The 15,389-nt window shown below is 33.5% G+C and carries 13 protein-coding genes; 7 read left to right on the top strand and 6 right to left on the bottom strand.

Annotated features, from left to right (window positions below):
• Window positions 1–115 precede the first annotated feature (115 nt).
• Genes QYZ68_RS01870 through QYZ68_RS01845 form a run of 6 tightly spaced genes read left to right on the top strand, consistent with a single transcriptional unit; the run spans window position 116 to window position 8,325 of the window.
• Window positions 116–892 carry a hypothetical protein gene (locus QYZ68_RS01870; RefSeq protein WP_301383892.1) on the top strand — a complete coding sequence of 259 codons (777 nt, stop codon included), beginning with the start codon at window positions 116–118 and terminating at the stop codon, window positions 890–892.
• A 14-nt stretch (window positions 893–906) separates the two neighbouring features.
• Window positions 907–2,379, top strand: a complete 1,473-nt coding sequence (gltX, locus tag QYZ68_RS01865) for a glutamate--tRNA ligase (protein WP_301383891.1) — start codon at window positions 907–909, stop codon at window positions 2,377–2,379.
• A 29-nt stretch (window positions 2,380–2,408) separates the two neighbouring features.
• The gene (locus tag QYZ68_RS01860; protein ID WP_301383890.1) at window positions 2,409–3,743 is read left to right on the top strand and encodes a glycine--tRNA ligase; all 1,335 of its coding nucleotides are present in this window, start codon (window positions 2,409–2,411) and stop codon (window positions 3,741–3,743) included.
• Window positions 3,744–4,961 carry a tyrosine--tRNA ligase gene (gene tyrS / locus QYZ68_RS01855; protein ID WP_301383889.1) on the top strand — a complete coding sequence of 406 codons (1,218 nt, stop codon included), beginning with the start codon at window positions 3,744–3,746 and terminating at the stop codon, window positions 4,959–4,961. It begins immediately after the preceding gene.
• A 10-nt stretch (window positions 4,962–4,971) separates the two neighbouring features.
• Window positions 4,972–7,263, top strand: coding sequence for an AAA family ATPase (locus tag QYZ68_RS01850; protein WP_301383888.1), 2,292 nt, complete (start codon window positions 4,972–4,974; stop codon window positions 7,261–7,263).
• Window positions 7,264–7,281: 18 nt separating this feature from the next.
• A complete protein-coding gene (locus QYZ68_RS01845; RefSeq protein WP_301383887.1) occupies window positions 7,282–8,325 on the top strand; it encodes an NAD(P)H-dependent glycerol-3-phosphate dehydrogenase in 1,044 nt (347 codons plus the stop codon).
• A 23-nt stretch (window positions 8,326–8,348) separates the two neighbouring features.
• Here QYZ68_RS01845 and QYZ68_RS01840 read toward each other — a convergent pair whose 3' ends face one another.
• Window positions 8,349–8,615 carry a PTS transporter subunit EIIB gene (locus QYZ68_RS01840; RefSeq protein WP_301383886.1) on the bottom strand — a complete coding sequence of 89 codons (267 nt, stop codon included), beginning with the start codon at window positions 8,613–8,615 and terminating at the stop codon, window positions 8,349–8,351.
• 6 nt (window positions 8,616–8,621) lie between these two features.
• Window positions 8,622–9,998, bottom strand: coding sequence for an aminopeptidase (locus QYZ68_RS01835; protein WP_301383885.1), 1,377 nt, complete (start codon window positions 9,996–9,998; stop codon window positions 8,622–8,624).
• 114 nt (window positions 9,999–10,112) lie between these two features.
• On the opposite strand from QYZ68_RS01835, the gene QYZ68_RS01830 reads away from it, so the two are divergent.
• Window positions 10,113–10,706, top strand: coding sequence for an LA7/P22 family lipoprotein (locus tag QYZ68_RS01830; protein WP_301383884.1), 594 nt, complete (start codon window positions 10,113–10,115; stop codon window positions 10,704–10,706).
• A gap of 71 nt (window positions 10,707–10,777) precedes the next feature.
• On the opposite strand, the gene QYZ68_RS01825 is transcribed toward QYZ68_RS01830, so the two are convergent.
• From QYZ68_RS01825 to QYZ68_RS01810, 4 genes are read right to left on the bottom strand one after another with little or no spacing between them, the layout of a single operon-like run.
• Window positions 10,778–12,784 carry an EAL domain-containing protein gene (locus QYZ68_RS01825; protein ID WP_301383883.1) on the bottom strand — a complete coding sequence of 669 codons (2,007 nt, stop codon included), beginning with the start codon at window positions 12,782–12,784 and terminating at the stop codon, window positions 10,778–10,780.
• Between the two features lie 49 nt (window positions 12,785–12,833).
• Window positions 12,834–13,793, bottom strand: coding sequence for a prolipoprotein diacylglyceryl transferase (lgt, locus tag QYZ68_RS01820; protein WP_301383882.1), 960 nt, complete (start codon window positions 13,791–13,793; stop codon window positions 12,834–12,836).
• Between the two features lie 9 nt (window positions 13,794–13,802).
• Window positions 13,803–14,936: a P-loop NTPase gene (locus QYZ68_RS01815; RefSeq protein WP_301383881.1), complete on the bottom strand. Its 1,134-nt coding sequence runs from the start codon at window positions 14,934–14,936 to the stop codon at window positions 13,803–13,805.
• Window positions 14,937–14,940: 4 nt separating this feature from the next.
• Window positions 14,941–15,360, bottom strand: a complete 420-nt coding sequence (locus tag QYZ68_RS01810; RefSeq protein ID WP_301383880.1) for a hypothetical protein — start codon at window positions 15,358–15,360, stop codon at window positions 14,941–14,943.
• Window positions 15,361–15,389: the final 29 nt, after the last annotated feature.

The following is a 15,389-nucleotide window of genomic DNA, read 5'->3' as shown; positions in this document are numbered from 1 at the left end:
TAAACTTGTTAATAAACATATATAACACATTATTTATCAATTGTCCATTATTTTTAGTATAATATTGGTTATACATTTCGATTGTGTAATTATATTAATTTTTAAAGAGACTTTGATGGTAGATAAAATACTTCTAATTTTTAATGTTATGTTTGTTGGATCTTTTGTTTGTTTGATTTTTTTTCTAGAAATTTTAAAATATTTGAGTGTGCTAGGTTTTATTCTTTTTCATTTTCATGTTATTTTAGGGTTTGTTTTGTTTGTGTTTGTTTTTAATCTTTTTTATTCCAGGTTTCTTTATTCAAGATTATATTTTGTATTCAATGGAGTAGAGAATACTTATACTTTTTTAAAGCTTAAAATAATTCGGAAGAGACTTAAGAGTGTGTTCGATATTTCTCTTTGTTTAAAGATGATTTTAATCAAACAGGACAAAAAAAGTCTCGATGAGATTTATTTTTATTTGAAGGATAGCAAGATTAGTAATAAAACAATAGTGGAACTTTATGCTGTGCTCATCAGTTTTAGAGAGAAAGAGAAGGCATCTAGTTTGATTTTAAAGTATGAAGGTAGCAGGAATAGGTGGGTAGAGTATTGCGTGGGTCTTAGCATGATTTCTTTTGAAGAATATGAAAAATTGGGTAAGGTATTAGATCTTTTAAGGAGGTATTTTTTAAGAGGACCAATTTTTACGATTTATTACTATTATGTGTTAAAGAGGGCGAATGTAGCCCCTTCCTTGATTGAAGCCAGTAAACTTGAGATTAGAAACAAATATTTTAAATACAAAGACAAATTGAATATTAAACATGCTAGACTTCTGCGCTCAAATTTATTTTTTGTAGTTTTTTATTATATTTATGATAGCTCTAAGAAGGATATTTTTTATTAAGAGAGGACAAGATTTTGAACGTAAGAGTTAGATATGCACCTTCTCCAACGGGGTTGCAGCATATTGGAGGAATTAGAACAGCTTTATTTAATTATTTCTTCGCCAAGTCATGTGGTGGGAAATTTTTACTCAGAATTGAGGATACGGATCAGACGAGATATTTCAAAGAAGCCGAAGATGACCTTTATCGAAGTTTAGAGTGGCTTGGTGTTGATTTTGATGAGGGACCCACTTGTGGTGGACCTTATGAACCTTACGTTCAGTCGAAGAGAACGGCAATATATGATGGGTATGCTAGGAGGTTAGTTGAATCGGGGGGTGCTTATTATTGTTATTGCACACCGGAGAGATTAGAAAGAATCAGAAAGATCCAGACTGTTAACAAGATGGCAACGGGGTATGATAGACATTGTAGAAATTTAAATGAGAGTGAGATTCAAGATGCTTTAAGTTTGGGAATAAAACCTGTTGTTAGGTTTAAAGTTCCCCTTGATGGAGAGACTAGTTTTAACGATATTTTGCTTGACAAAGTAACATGGTTGAATAAGGATATTAACCCTGATCCTATTATTCTTAAATCTGACGGACTTCCAACTTATCACCTTGCAAATGTTATTGATGATCATTTAATGAAAGTGACGCATGTCTTAAGGGCACAGGAGTGGGTGGCCTCAGGACCTTTGCATGTTCTTCTTTATAATGCTTTTGGATGGACTCCTCCTGTTTATTGTCACCTTCCGATGGTAATGGGTAGTGATGGACAAAAATTGAGTAAGAGGCATGGAGCTACGTCTTTAAGACAATTTATTGAGGATGGATATCTTCCAGAGGCTATTATTAATTACATTACCTTACTTGGATGGTCTTATGATGATAAGAAAGAATTTTTTACGAGTGATGAACTTCAAAAACTGTTCTGCATTAAGAAGATAAATAAATCTCCTGCTATTTTCGATTATCATAAATTAGATTTTTTTAATAGTCATTACATTAGAGAGAAGGAAGACGAAGAATTGGCTAAACTTTTACTTCCTTTGTTGCAAAAAGTATCCTATCTTAAAGAAGATATTGAGCATAAAGATAAGGAAACATTAATACTTTTAATACCTCTTATAAAGACAAGAATTAGAAAGCTTAATGAAGCTGTAAATATGCTTAAATTTTTTTACGAAGATATTAAAACGTGGAATTTAGGTGAGTTTTTGGGCAAAAAGAAGACAGTGGGTGACATTTATCTGATTTTAGACAAAATTAAGCCAATATTAGAAGGATTTCAAACAAGGACATCGGATGAGAACGAGAAAGTGTTTAATGATTTTGCTAGGGACAATAACCTAAAGATAGGGGAAGTTCTTCTTCCGGTTAGGATTGCAGTGCTTGGTAGCAAGGTATCACCTCCTCTTTTTGATTCTTTAAAACTACTTGGGAAAGATAAAGTTTTTGATAGAATAAACCTAGCACAAGAATTTTTGAAAAGACATGAATAATAAAAATAATACATTTTAAGGATATTGATATGATAAGGATGGAAGATATTATTGCACTCGCTAAGAGAAAGGGTTTTGTGTTTCAGTCTTCAGAAGTTTATGGAGGACTTTCAGGGGCATGGGATTATGGTCCTTTGGGTGTTGAGCTTAAAAATAATATACAGAGGGAATGGTGGAAGAGTATGGTTTACTTGCATGAGAATGTAGTAGGCCTAGACAGTGCTATTTTTATGAGACCTGAGGTTTGGGTGGCCTCTGGGCATGTTGATAGCTTTTCAGATTCACTGGTCGACTGTAGGAATTGCAAAAATAGATTTAGGGCTGATTTTGTTGATGTGTCTGGTAATTGTCCTAGTTGCAGTGAGGAGAGTTCCTTTACAGAACCCAAAAATTTTAATTTAATGTTTAAAACTAATATTGGAGCTACAAAAGAGGGCTCTAGTGAAATTTATTTAAGACCAGAGACGGCTCAGGGTATTTTTGTTAATTTTAGAAATGTATTGGACTCTACGAGACTTAAGGTACCTTTCGGCGTAGCCCAAGTTGGGAAAGCATTTAGGAATGAAATAATAACAAAAAATTTTATATTCAGAACTTGTGAGTTTGAACAAATGGAAATGCAATTTTTTGTACATCCTAATCAAATGGATGATTGGTATTACTATTGGAAGCAAAATAGAATGAGTTTTTTTGTGGAAACTCTTGGAATAAAATCGGGGAGTCTTAGGGTTAAAGAACATGAAGCAGACGAGCTTGCGCATTATGCTAAAGCTGCTGTTGACATTGAGTATGAATTTCCATTTGGTTTTAAGGAAATTGAGGGAATTCATAATAGGGGAAATTATGATTTGACACAGCATGCTAGGTTTTGTGAGAAGTCTAGGTTATTTGAATATCACGACTTAATAAGTGGTGAGAGATATATTCCTCATGTTATTGAGACGTCTCTTGGACTTACAAGGGGTGTTTTAATGGCTCTTTGCGATGCTTATGTAGAGGAGGAGCTTGAGGGAGGTGAAAAGCGAACAGTTTTAAGACTTCATCCTAAACTTGCTCCTTATAAGGTTGCCATACTTCCTCTTGTTAAAAAAGACGGGCTTGATGATCTTGCTAGGAGATTATTCATGGAGCTTAGCGATGATTTTTATATGTTTTATGATGACAGTGGCACAATTGGCAAGAGATACAGGCGACAAGATGAGATTGGAACTCCTTATTGTGTAACAATAGATTACGACACTATGGAGGATAGGACGGTTACCTTAAGAGAGAGGGATCGAATGACTCAGGTAAGGGTTTCGCTTGACGAGTTATACTCGTACATTAGAACTGAAATGTTAAATTATAGTGGGAGCTTCAAGTAGATGAATCTCGCCTTGGAGATTTTAAAGAGACGAGGATTCTTGAAGCAGTGCACAAAGTTAGAGGCTTTAAGTGAGTTGATGGATAGGGAGAGGATAGTTTTTTATGTGGGATTTGATGCTACCTTTAGTTCTCTTCATATTGGACATTTAGTTCCCCTTATGGCAATGATGCATCTTCAAAAGCAAGGGCATAGACCGATTGCTCTGGTTGGAGGAGGCACTACAAAGATAGGGGATCCTTCTGGCAAGAGCGAAATGAGAAGGATTTTATCAGAGGATAATATAGAAAGAAACGTTGTTGCAATAAAGAAACAGTTGTCACGAATAACAGGGCTTAGCAGTGATTGTATTTTTGACAACTCAGAATGGCTTAGTAGTCTTAATTATATTGAATTTTTAAGAGATATCGGAGTCCATTTTTCTGTTAATCGAATGTTGGGGTTTGAGACTTATAAAAGAAGACTAGACATTGGTCTTTCGTTTATTGAGTTTAATTATCAGCTTTTGCAATCTTATGATTTTTACATGCTCAATAAAATCAAAAATTGTAACCTTCAGATGGGAGGCGATGATCAGTGGGGTAATATTGTTTCTGGGGTTGAGTTAATAAGACGGAAACTGGGAGGAAAGGTTTTTGGTCTTACATGTCCTCTTATTACACGAAGCGATGGTAAGAAAATGGGAAAATCAGAAAAGGGTGCTGTTTATCTTGATTCAGATCTATACAGTGTCTATGATTTTTATCAATATTTTAGAAATGTTCCAGACTTAGATGTTAAGAAATTTTTGTATTTATTTACTTTTTTGGAAGAGGATGAGATTGGCAATGTTTCAAGTTTAGGGGGAAATTTACTAAACAAAGCAAAAGAAACTTTGGCTTTTGAAATAACAAGGATTGTGCATGGAGAGGAGGCTTCTTTAAGTGCAGCCGCAGCAGCCGCAGCAGCTTTTAAAGGGGTTGGAGATAGAGCCAGTATTCCTTTTTTTGAGTTGGGGCTAGCTGGTTTGGGAAAGGGAATTTTATTGGTTGATTTAATGATTCTTTCAAAAGTTGTATCTAGTAAATCGGAGGGTAGAAGATTAATTAACTCGGGTGGGGTTTATGTAGATAAAGTAAGGATAGGAGAACAAGGTTATTTTCTTACTAAGGATAATTTTACTAATGGTGAGCTTGAACTTAGAGTTGGTAAGAAAAAAGTTTTAAGAATTATTTTATAGTTGGTGTTTCGTGTACAACAGGAGAGCTTTAAATAATTTGTTTTTTAGGTCATTTCTGTTTTTTATGGAGCGGAAACATGGTGTCTTTACAGAAGAACATATTTTTCATAGTTTGATTAATGACAATAAGATTAAAGAGCTTCTTGAGTTATGCACTCTTGATTTTTACAGTCTTGATAAAATACTAGAGGAATTTTTTAATAAACTTCCCTCCAGGGAATCTAATATTTCAGAATATGCTTTCAAAATAGATGATTTATATCAGGAAATAATTGCCACTATTTTTTACTATAAAAAAACCTATAAGATACAAGAAAAAGATTTATTATGGGTATTAATTAGGAAGAGACAAAATACAATTTTAGATGCTCTACTAAAGTCGGGCTTTAATTTGGCTATCTTTGACAAGATGATTGAAGTTTATGAATACTTGGGTCCAGATTTGGATTTAGGATTAGTTGACAACAAAGGAACAGGCCCTACTCATGTTGTTAATAAAGAGGTAGATAAAAATGGTGGTTTTGATATTTTTGAGGAAGGGTGTTTTAAGTTGGAAAACAATAATGATCTATCGGGTGACAGTAGTTCTGTGGAGGACTTTCTAATAAATGTCATTGATAGTTTAGATCCAAATTTAGATCAAAATCCTTTAATAGGTCGAACTAAAGAATTGAACAAGTTGATTCAAGTAATGTTGCGTAAGCATAAAAGTAACCCAATTTTGCTTGGAGAACCTGGCGTTGGGAAGTCAATATTAATTCAAGGGCTTGCCTATATGATAAAAGTAGGTGAGGTGCCTCAGGGATTAATTGGGTATGAGGTATATTCGCTTGGCATTGGTAACCTTATGTCTGGTACTAGATACAGGGGAGATCTTGAAAATAGAGTAAATAAAGTGCTAGATTTTTTGTATTTTAAAAAAAAGGTAATTCTCTTCATAGATGAAGTTCATATGATCGTTGGAGCTGGTTCTACATCTTTTAGTAGCATAGATGTTTCAAATTTGTTAAAACCCATTTTGACTTTAGGGAAAGTTAAGTTTATAGGTGCTACTACGGAATATGAATACAAAAAGTTCTTCTTAAGAGATAAGGCGTTAGTAAGAAGGTTTCATAGCATAGAACTTAAGGAGCCGGGATTTGAAGATACTTATCTTATGTTAAAAGGAGCCAAGGGGCAGTATGAAAAACATCACAATGTAGAGTATACAGATGGGGCAATACGAGCCTTCATTTCCATGTCTTGTAAATATATTAAGGACAGATTTCTTCCTGACAAGGCTTTTGACTTGCTGGATGAACTTGGAGCCAAATTTAAGTTTGAGAATAACAATAGAAAAATAACAGAAGATGATGTTAAAGATTTTGTTAAATCTATGGTTGGCTCAAGTATTTTTAGTTTGGATGAACATGATGATAGTTTACTTGCAGGGCTGGAACACAAAATAAGGGAGAATATAACAATTGATGAAAATGTTTTATCTGATCTGATACTAAACATAAAGCTTTTAAAGGTTAAATTCCTCTTTGAAAGCAACACCCTTGGGATTTTTGTTTTTATGAGCCCTTCGGATCTTGATAAAGACAAACTTTTCCATATTTTATCAGAAGAACTTAAACTTGCTAAGTTTACTTTAGAGATGAGTGAGTACGGTGATTTTGATGCTATTAATAGATTAATAGGTCCCATATATGCTTCTGATTCTTATGATGAGCCTACTAAGTTTTTTAAATTTTTGAGTAAACCTTCAAGTTCGATTATTTTTCTATCAGATTTTGATAAAGCTCATAAAAGAGTCACAGATTTTTTTTTAAAAGGATTTAACACGGGTAAATTCTATGACAGTTTTGGCAGAAGTTTTAGTTTGTCGGATAGCATAATAATAATAGATATTAATGTGGAGAGCAGGGAATTTAGCAGTATTGGATTTAAAAATGAGACAACGAGTGGAAGGGGCTTGCTAGAGAAGAGATTTTCTTCTCAGTTTTTGGATTTGGTTGATCATATTTTTTTCTTCAGACCCGTAGATGAGATTGGCTTTGAAAAGGTTATTAAGGAAGAGATTAATAACTTTATTAGGATATTAAAGGATAAGGAGATTGATGTTTTTTTTGAAGAAGATATTTTCGGCTATCTTAAGAGCAAAACATATGGAAGTGGCTTTGGGATCAGAAGCGTAAGGAAGATTGTAATCAAGGAGATAGGAAGTTTTATAATTAATGAAATGGTTTTAAAAAAAATAAAGAAAAATGATAGAATTAGGATCTACTTAGAGGGTAGGGTGAGATATGAATTAATTTGATAATTTGGGGGTATATGTGTGAAAATAGCGATAATTGGGGCAGGGGCTTGGGGTACGGCTGTTGCTAAGGTGTTAGCAGATAAGGAAGAAGACAATGTCTTATTGTGGTCTTTTGAGGAATCTGTTAGGGATGATATTAATAATGAACATGAAAACATTAAATATCTGGAGGGAATTAAATTACCGGATAATTTAATTGCAACTTCTGATTTAAGTGATACTGTGGCCAGGTCTGACTATGTTTTTATTGCAACTCCTTCTCTTCATACTTTGGGAATCTTTAAAAGTTTAAGGAATATTATTACGGATAGGAAGCCTAATTTGGCAATACTTACTAAGGGGCTGATAACTGTTGATGGAAAGCCTCGTCCTATTTTAGAGGTAGCAGAGAATATTTTGGGTGAATATAGGGACAAGATTGTTTATATTGCAGGGCCAAGCCATGCCGAGGAAGTTGGGGTTGGCATAATTACTGGACTTGTGGCTACTGGAAAGAGCAGTGAGCATGTTTCTGCATTTATAAATTTATTTAATGGCACTTCCGTTTCTGTGTTTTATAGTGGTGATGTTTTAGGCGTTCAACTAGCAGCGGCTCTGAAAAATGTATTTGCGATTGCATTTGGCATTTTGGATGAGTATAAAGATAGGAATCCAAATTTGATAGGAAATAACACAGAGTCTTTTTTATTTTCGGTTTCTTTAAATGATATGAAAAACATTGCATTTAAGGTTGGTGATTGCAATAGGGATACATTTTTATTCATAGCAGGCTCTGGAGATTTGGATGTTACTTGCCGAAGCATTTTTGGGAGAAATAGGCGATTTGGACGTGAAATTGTGAGCAAAAATATTTTAAATGGTTTTGTAGGCATAGATGATTTAATAGGCAATATACATAAGATTGGCTATCTTCCAGAGGGGGTAACTGCTGCTAAGGAAGTATCTTTGCTTTTAGAGCATGACTTAGGTTCTCAAGGTTTAGCGGGCGTTGTTTATAGGATCTTAAATAAGGAAATAAGCCCTGAGGCCGTTATTGAGTATATAAAGAATTTTAAATATTGAGGAAAGGACCCAATAGGGGTCCTTTAATTTATGTGATTATTCATCATGTACAAAATATTATTATAGACATCTTCAATTATTTCAAAATTCATCACGACCTCTGTAAATTCATTTGATTTAATTGTTCCTATTATATTTTGATCCTCTGTTAAATTTTCTCTCTTAATTAGGGAGTTGCTGTCAACTAGTATTTTTATCCTAGTAACATCTTTGTCTATTTCTTTAATGTTTACAATACCTCCGAAACACTCTACGATATGTTCTGATGTTTTTATTGCATTTTCATTCATATTTCTTTATCCTTGAAAAAATGCCTTATATGCCATATAAGAGGTGTACACATCAAATTTAGAAGTTATTTCAAATGGTGAGTGCATGCTGATCACGCCAGGCCCCATATCTATTGTTCTTATGCCATAATGAGACAGGAACTTTGCAACAGTACCACCTCCCCCTTCATCTACTTTACCCAGAGTAGCCACCTGCCAAGCTATGTTATTTTTGTTTAGTAAATTTCTGATATAAAAGACAAGCTCAGCATCGGCGTCGCTTGCCATGTACTTCCCCCCATGTCCCGTATATTTCATGATAGGTATTCCATATCCTATCTTGGGTGCGTTTTGTTCATCATGTACAGAATGAAATAGGGGATTAATTGCACCACAAACGTCAGCGGATATGCTTTTTGAGTTCCACAAGGCCTTCTGAACCAAGAGATCGCCATACCTGGCACTTTCAAGTTTGAATAAGATGTCTGAGACAAAGAATTCAAGGTACCTTGAATTTAAGCCAGTGGATCCGGTTGACCCAATTTCTTCCTTGTCAACCAAGAAGCATACAGCAGTTTTGTTTGGAGTCTCTTCTAGGTTTAAAATAGCTTCTAGTGAGGTGTAGACACAAACCCTGTCGTCTTGACCATATCCACCAATCAATGCCCTGTCAAACCCCACATCTCTAGCAGGACCTGCTGGCACTATTTCTATTTCTGCTGAGACAAAATCTTCTTCTTCGATTTTATATTTTTTATTTATTAAATCAAGAATAGCAAGCTTTACTTTTTCTTTCTCTTTAGTTTCAATAGGTAGGCTTCCAATTATTATTTTTAAATTTTCACCTTCAATAATTTCTTCAGATTTTTTGTCTCTTTGTATTTTTTTGTCAAGATGTGGCAATATATCAGGAATTACAAATACGGGATCATTCTTGTCGTCCCCTATGTTAATCTCTATTTTGTCTTCGTTTTTCAAAAAGACTACTCCCCGTATTGATAGAGGGATAGATAACCATTGATACTTTTTAATTCCTCCGTAGTAATTTGTTTTAATTAATGCGAACTCATTCTCTTCTTTAATTGGTGATGGCTTTGCATCAAGTCTTGGTGAGTCTGTATGAGATACAATGAAATGCATTCCATTTTCAATGGGTTCTTTACCAACGAAAACAATTGCAATATTTTTTCCTCGGCATGTGTAATAAATTTTGTCTCCGGCTTTCAATTCTTTAGTTTCACATGAACAGGTGAAACCCTTCTCCTCAGCCTTTTGTGCAGCATAACGGACAGCCTCTCTTTCAGTTTTGATGGTGCTTAAAAAATTTTTATATTGTTCTGAAAATTCTAAAATTCTACTTTTTTCTTCTTCGTTTAAAGAAAGCCAAGGGTTTTGTTTTCTCATTAAAGTTCCTCCTTATTTGTTCATTATAACAGTTTAATGATTCATAAAATTTATATAAAGCAATTGATTTATCATTACCTTTTAAAGATAATGGTATAGCATAGGAGAGTATTTATGTACAGAGGTAATTTTTTAAAAGCTGTTTTATCGATGGCTGTGTTTGTCTTGCTTTTGGTGGGTTGTGAGTCTAGGGATACAACGGAAAGAAGTGAGGAGGGGGGTCATGTTCATATTGAGCCTTTAGGATCTATAGATGATCATACTTTAGGTCATGTATTGCATGCAATGGGAGTATCTGCTACTGGTGGGGAACGATTAAGTATAGGACAGGCGGTTAAAGTTATGTATTTTGCAGGGGATGGTAATGAGCTCAGAGAGGTAGGCTCAAGTTCTGACGCTAATGTAACTGTTTATTCTTACGAGAATGCATATGTGGCGGAGACAAATATTGATATTGTTGGGAGTGATCAAAGTTCTCATATTTTTGTGGGAGTAAGTTCAGATCTTAAGAAAATTATAGACATGAATTTGCATGGGGTTAAGAATGATCCTGCTAGGGATTTTGTAAAGACTTTTAAAGGACTTGATATTACAGACGGTAGAGTTGATATTTCCATTGATGAGAATGACGCAGATACCAGGAATATACTATCTACTGTGAATTTCATAATCAGTAGTCTTGGAAAGACTGTAGTATCGATGAATTAGATATTCAAACTATTTTGATTGGGTTTTAAGTTTAGGCCTTAGGTTGGTGGGGTCTAGACTTGGCTTTCATGCTACATTGGCTCTGGTATGTGCCATAGGAACCCCTGTCCGTAGTCTATTCCAATTTCATTGATTTTTTTAAGTATTTCTTCGTTTGACACAAACTCAGCTATTATTTTTATCCTTTTTGTATCAGCAATTTCCTTGATTGATTTTATTATCACAAGATCTGTTTGGCTGGAGTTTATTACTTTAATAAAAGAACCATCTATTTTTATTATATCTATGGGTAATATTTTAATGTATGAAAGCGAAGTGTGGCCGCTTCCAAAGTCATCAAGTGCTAGTTTAATACCAAAGCTTTTAAGTTCTTTAAAATAATTATTGACTAATTCAAAATTCTCTAAAATACCGGTTTCTGTTATCTCTAAGCATATGTTTTGAAGTGGAACGTGACTCGTAAGAAGTGTTTCTCTTAAAAACATTCTAAAATTTTTGGATTTAAGTGATTGTGGTGAAATGTTAATTGAGAAAATATGTATGCCATTTTTTGCCACAAAATTTGTATATTCTCTTAGTGCTTTATTAACGACTAGTTGATCCACTTCAACAGTTAGATTGTACTTTTCTATTAAATTAAATACTGTGGCATTCGGAATAGGGGTGCCCGTGTGGTTAAAAAGTCTTGTTAGTATTTCGATTTTGGGTTTTAAGTTCTTTTTAAGTGGAGTTATTTTCTGATAGTAGAGAGTAAAAAAATCATTTTTTATTGCTTTTACTATATATTCAAAGATTTTATTTTGGTTTTTAATAAGTATTGTTTCTGGGAGATCATCTTTGTACAAAATAGGGATAGAATCTTTATATTCGGCAGATATTTTAGTTGCTATTTTTAATTTCGAAATTGTTGTCTTTATGTCTTCTTGCAAATTAGTCTTTATTATCCCCATATTAAATTTAAACAGTATAAATCCTTGCTTTTTAAGTTCATTGGAGATCGTCTTTTTGATTTCTTCTGCAATTGCAATTATTCTTCTCTCTCCACCACTTGTGGAAACAATGACTATTAAATTATTATCCTTCACTTGAAATATGTATTCTGAGTAGAATGACATTATTCTAGAGGTGATTTTTTTAAGTATCTTTAAGTCCATACTTGACCTGTTTTCTTTATATTCATATTCTGTGTTTATGTGTAGGTCTAGGTCAAACAAATACGTATTCTTGTGGGAGGATTCAATTTGATTTATTAAAAGATGTTCAAGCTCTTTGATGTTATATAAATCTGTTTGGGTTGTTTGGGTGTCAATAATTTCAAGATTCCTAGCATAATTTTTGGGTTTTAGATTAGATATATCTTTTATTGTTATTAATTTATCAATGTTATTTTGACCAATTGTGCTAATAAATAGATCTACAATTAACCTTCTATTGTGTTTTGCAATTAAAAGGCAGTCAGTTATTAATATATTTTTGAGCTCAGGGATATCGTCTACACTATACCTTAAGTCTATTTTGTTTTCTTTTTCTAAATCTATTATGTTTATATCATTTATTTTATTTGTTTTGCCTCCAATCTTTATTGGAAGTTCAAGTTCTTTGCTACCTTTTTCATTGATGTAGATAATATCATTTTCAATGTTTGTAATTATTACGATTTCTTTAATAAGTTCAGATAAGTTTAAGAAAAAATCAAGGTTTGCATTTTCATTGTCATGAAAAAGCTTTTTTTGATATATGAGATTTTGATTAAGACTTAGTTCGTTTATATCGTTTAATATTTCTATATGGTTGAATTTATAATTTGTTTTTTCTACAGATCCACCATTTATTATAATGGAATAGACTTTGTTAATACTTTGTAAGTCATTCGCTATGTTGATTGAAAATTCTATTGGAGCTTTATTGTTGTAGATAATAGCGAACTTAATATCATTTTGTTTAATAAATTCCCTGGAAATGTCCTTCCTGGACAGTGATACGCGCAATAAGTTGAAAATAGCCTTAAGACTTGCAATCTCCTCGTCACTAATTTCTTCCCCAGATATCGCGATTGCATTCGGATACTCACTCTTCATCTTTAAATAAACTTATAGTGATTTTGTGATAAATCTATGTTTTTGTGATTTATTTATTTAATTTTTCTGCCCGTTTCCTAGCCCATGAGAGCCAAATCAATCCTGATAAAATTAAGATTAGTGAGAATACCTGTCCCATTGATATGTTTAAAAATGAGAAATCTAGCAGGCTTTCAGGTGTTCTATAGGTGAAGACAAACCCTATTTCCCTATCTGGTTCCCTTAAGTATTCAATTAAGAATCTAAAGAAACCATAAAGGATGATGTATATTCCAAAAATAAATCCATCATACTTTTTTATTTTCCTGAAAACAAACCACAATAATAAGAATGCCACAGGTCCTTCAAAAAACCCCTCTATGAGTTGTGATGGAATCCTTGGTAGATTAACAAACAAATCATGAGGTGACAGCTCAAGTCCAACTGATTCTGCAAATTCTTTGACCCCCTTGTAACTTGTGCTGAAGGGTTCTGCGTTTGGGAATATTACTCCTCCTCTCGTTGGCCTTCCATAAAGCTCTGCATTGGCAAAATTAGCAAGCCGTCCTAGTATGTATCCCGAGGAGAAAGCTATTGCCCCGTAGTCCGTTATCTTTATAAAGTATTTTCTCACATTTGTGTTCTTAAGCTTGGTATTAATCGTTATCAACAGTGCAATGATCACTCCAAAAAATCCTCCGTGTATCGCCATACCTCTAAAGCCTGTGAAGTTCCAGTGCTTGTCAAATGGCAAAAAAATTAACCAAGGGTGTGTGTAGTAGATTCCACTTTTATCATAAATTAAGGTAGAAGCCAGCCTACCGCCGATTATTGCTCCCATGACGAGCGAGAACATCACTGTTTCATAATCACTTCTCTTAATATCAATTCCGTCAGATTTTATTTGGTACCAAATGAATTTATAGCAAATCATAATTATTACTATGTAGGAAAGACTATACCATGTGATTGGAATGCCTTTAATTACTTCGGGATGCAACCAACTGGGATAATTTATGTAATTGGGCATTTTTTCTCCTTAATCTTCTCTTAATTGCCTAAATAACTTCTTCTTAAGCATCATGTTTTGTTTCCTCAATGTCGCAATCTCTCTTTGCTGGGATTTTATTATATCAATAATTTCATTATTGTCTACTGTTTTATCTAATAGCAATGATTCAAGATATTCAGATTTTTCCAAGTATTCATCTTGTGCTTCCTTTAATACAAAGTCATGACTTTCATACATGTCTTCCTCACTTAAGAGTTCCGCATCGTTTACTAGGGTCTCAAGCTCAATCAATTTGCTTGCTATTTTTTTAATACTCTTAGAAGTTAAACTGGTGGGTTTGTAGATCGTTATGGGTATTTTATGGTTTAGTGCTTTATCAATAATCTCATCCTTATAAATCGAGCCTATGCTTTGTAAATTTATGTTCAGATAATTTTTTGCGGATTTTAATATTTTTTCTGTTTTTTTGATGTCATCAGGTGTATTTAGCATATTAAAAACGATAAAAGGACTAAATCTTGAAAAGATTGACATAAGCTTCTCATAATTTTCAGGATCACAATTTTCTATTTTAAGTAGCAAGTTTGGAATATATATCTTTTGTAAGTCATTAGAATCCTTTTTTACTTCAGAGATTATTTTGTACCCTTCTGTTTCCTTTGTGAATACTTTTGATATAAGCCTAAAGATTGTATTTTTTAAGAATAAATAGGCATTCATTGTTGCTGTTACTGTTGGTATTGTCACTATGACACCACGATTTGACATTAAAAAGAAGTCTATTGTATTAAATGTTGTACCAGCCCCAAGATCAATGATTAAATAGTCATAAGCGAGAGATTTCAAGTTGTTAATTATTCTTCTCTTCTGAAAGGTAGCTATATTTGCAAGCTCCGGAATGTCAGAATCCCCTGCAATAAAACTTAGATTTTTAACTCCGGATTCGGTTATTATATCCTTGAAGGGAATCCTTGTCTTGAGGAAAGTGCCAATACCTCTCCTGGGGATGATATTTAACATAGAGTGCAGATTGGAACCCCCAAGGTCAAGATCAACAAGCAGTACCTTTTTTGACTCATTAGCAAGACAAATCGCTACGTTAGTCGAAAAAAGAGATTTCCCCACACCCCCCTTTCCACTTGCTACAGGAATAACAAACAAGCTCTCACCCCGCCATCCTATCCCTTATTTTTATTAAAACTAGAATCACTGAGTTAAATGTAGCGTAAATTATTATTATTCCTAATAGGTGGAAAAGTGATATTTGATATACGTATAAACGAAAGCTGTAGCCTAATACAAACAACACAGCTCCCATTACTATTTGAAAAATTTTTGTTGTGATAATCAAGTGGTGAATGATTCTGAATTTTTCGTATAACAGATAGTTTATTGTCAGCAAAGCCAGGCATAATTCTGGAGAGAATATGATGAAGGACAGCATGAATTTAATAGAGGAGTTGTTTACAAATACTATTTTGTTAATAACCCCATAAAGCTCTGCTAGTACTAGTAAGCTTTCAAAAGCTTGCAGAGCAACAACGAAGCCTGTAATTTTTATTTTCAATGTATTTGTCTTTAACATAATCTTAAAGTATTATATCATGAAGGTAA

Origin of the sequence: Borrelia sp. P9F1 (assembly GCF_030436115.1) — a bacterium.
Taxonomy (GTDB): Bacteria; Spirochaetota; Spirochaetia; order Borreliales; family Borreliaceae; genus Borrelia.
The sequence above is the reverse complement of the archived record's forward strand: the minus strand, read 5'-3'. Positions and strand labels throughout refer to the sequence as shown.